Genomic DNA, 2,344 nt, shown 5'->3' on the forward strand with positions numbered 1-2,344 from the left:
AAACTTCGTCAGGTGTGGCATATCGTGAATTAAACAAGGTCCGACTTTAAGCTTGGCGATGATACGACGGTTTTAGTTCGATGCCGTCGCAAGGCGCTGTTGGCGCGCAGAGGGCAATTCGCCGGGGAGCTTACGGTTTTGTTTGGTTCAAGGTTTGCCGGTACGCGACAGTTTTTGCTAGAGCATTGGTCGGAATTAACCGCAAGCGGTTCCAACCACTCGCGCGGATTTTTGATGTTGAACGGTGCTTGAACTGTTGTACGCGTCGGATTTGCCAGCGCATTCTAAGGTTTGGCTGCCACCGGTTCGCTGAGCGCGGCGGCCAGATTGGTGGCTTTGGGGCAAGCAATGCACAGCACCACGGGGCCGATGTTGAGTACCGCTACTTTGCTGGCCGAGCCGACGATGACCAATTGCTCGATATCGCCCAACTTTAGAATCGCCGAACTGTTGCGGGCGACGCCGATGCTGTCTTCGATCAACGCGCCCAGCGCGTCGGCGTGCGGCAGTTGACCGGCGCTGGCCAGAATCAAGCCCTCGTGGTAAGCGGCGCAGGCGTGGACGCCTTTGATCCGCACCACGCTGTCGACCAGTGTTTGCAGTGCCGCGATGAATTCGCCACGCTTGGCGCGCAAGTCGGCGCTAGTACTGACCAGATCGGCTTCGGGTTGGCGTTGGGCCGCCGAGTAGGCCGCCGCCAAGCGATCGAGCTCGGCGAGTTGCAATTCAAACCAGTGCATGTGCGGGGCGGGTGATTATTTGAACAGGTAGCTGGAAAACAATTTTTTCAGCATCGGCACGGTTTCCTTCAGTTCGAAACGGACTCTACCCAACAAGGCGTCGCGCTTGGTCACCAACGCCAGCATGAAGCCGGCTTCGATCGGCGTCGATAGGATGTAGCCCTCGGCGTTCTCGCAGATCACCATTTGGGTTTGATGATGGCCGACGTGTCCGGCGGCTTTGGAGGCGGCGCCGAATACCACTTGCACCGAGGCGCCGATGGCGTCGGTGTTGATCTCGTAATCGCGGTGGATGTGGGTGACGAATCCGTCGCTATCGACGATGGCTGCCGCGGAAACGCCCTGTATGCTCATCAAATTGCGCAAAATCGATTCGATTTCCGCCGACTGCGAGGCTCTGGGCTCCAAAGCGTGGATGTTGCTGTTCATAATACGCTCCAAATAAATCGTCGTGATTACAGTAGGTCGACCCGGATCAGGCAGGTTTTGTCACCCAGGGCGTTGCACTTGGTTTCGGTGGCCTTGACGTTGCGCTTGAAAAACGCCTTGACGATGCCGCCGACCATGCCGGCCTCGAAGTGGCAAATCGGCGCTGCCACGTTATGGATGCCGGCGCAGGAAACGCATTCGTCCACCCGCAATTCCAGCAAGCCGCCGGAGAGATCGACTTTGTCGGGCACTACCAAGCCGATGCAAAGTTGCCGACACAATTGCTGGATTTTACCGACGTAGGTTTCCAGATCCTTGTCGACGTTGGCCGCGACGATTTGGCCCAGAGTACTGCCCAGGCTTTGTCCGGAGTGGTACACCAGCGACGGCGCGCCTTGACCGAGGATGTCTTCGACGTTCGATCCCAAAGCCACCATCCGCAACACCTGAAACAGGCGGATCGGGATGAGCGGACCGAGGTCGTTGCGATTTTCGATGCCGAATTCCCCGGACAAAATGCCTTCGAGAATTTGTTGTTGCGCCAGTTGGTAGTCGGTTTTGTTGTTGGTTAACATGACTCGTCCTCTTGGGGGTGCGTTTAGGGCTTCAGACAGTGTATTTCGGCGCGCCGGTTCAGTGCCTGACCGTCCGGCGTGTCGTTGGAAGCCGCGGGTTTGTGCCAACCTTCCGTGGCGGTTTCGATGGAGGCGGCGATGCTCTGACCGCTCAACCACTTTTTCAAGGCTTCCGCTCGCGCTTGGCCGAGTTGGCGGTTGGATGCGTCGTTGCCGAGGTTACAGGTATGCCCGACGATGCGGATACCTTGACCGCACTGTTTGACTTGTTCCAGCAAACGGGTTTTCTCGGCGCCGGTCAGCCGCATCGGCTTGGTGGAGTTGAACTTGAAATACACCGTGTAAACCGGATCGGCACTGGCCGACGGCGGTCCGGCGGCGGTTGGCTCGGTCGGTAACTCCAGCTCGGTTTGCGCTTCGGCGGCCTGCGCGGGCGCGGCGGCGACCGATTCCGCTTTGTTCTCCGCCGCCGGCATGGTGTCGGTGGTTGGCGGCGTCGCGGCAACGGCTTCCGCCCGCGCGGCTGGCGGGGCGGGAAGAGCAGGTTGAGCCGGAGCGGTATTGCTGGAATGGCCCGGGGTTTCCGGCCATTCCAACTTT

At 59.0% G+C, this 2,344-nt stretch carries 4 protein-coding genes; all 4 read right to left on the reverse strand.

Features of this window, described 5'->3' with window-relative positions:
- Positions 1-284 precede the first annotated feature (284 nt).
- Positions 285-740 (reverse strand): roadblock/LC7 domain-containing protein, encoded by a 456-nt coding sequence (locus AC3B8H_RS20460; RefSeq protein WP_488443362.1) that lies wholly within the window; start codon positions 738-740, stop codon positions 285-287.
- 15 nt (positions 741-755) lie between these two features.
- A complete protein-coding gene (locus AC3B8H_RS20465) occupies positions 756-1,169 on the reverse strand; it encodes a roadblock/LC7 domain-containing protein (RefSeq protein ID WP_064030484.1) in 414 nt (137 codons plus the stop codon).
- A gap of 26 nt (positions 1,170-1,195) precedes the next feature.
- A complete protein-coding gene (locus tag AC3B8H_RS20470) occupies positions 1,196-1,744 on the reverse strand; it encodes a V4R domain-containing protein (RefSeq protein WP_488443363.1) in 549 nt (182 codons plus the stop codon).
- A gap of 23 nt (positions 1,745-1,767) precedes the next feature.
- The coding region (locus AC3B8H_RS20475) for an OmpA family protein (protein ID WP_488443364.1) at positions 1,768-2,344 on the reverse strand (577 nt) is incomplete at its 5' end.

The sequence above is a fragment of the Methylomonas sp. BG-2 genome, assembly GCF_057766305.1.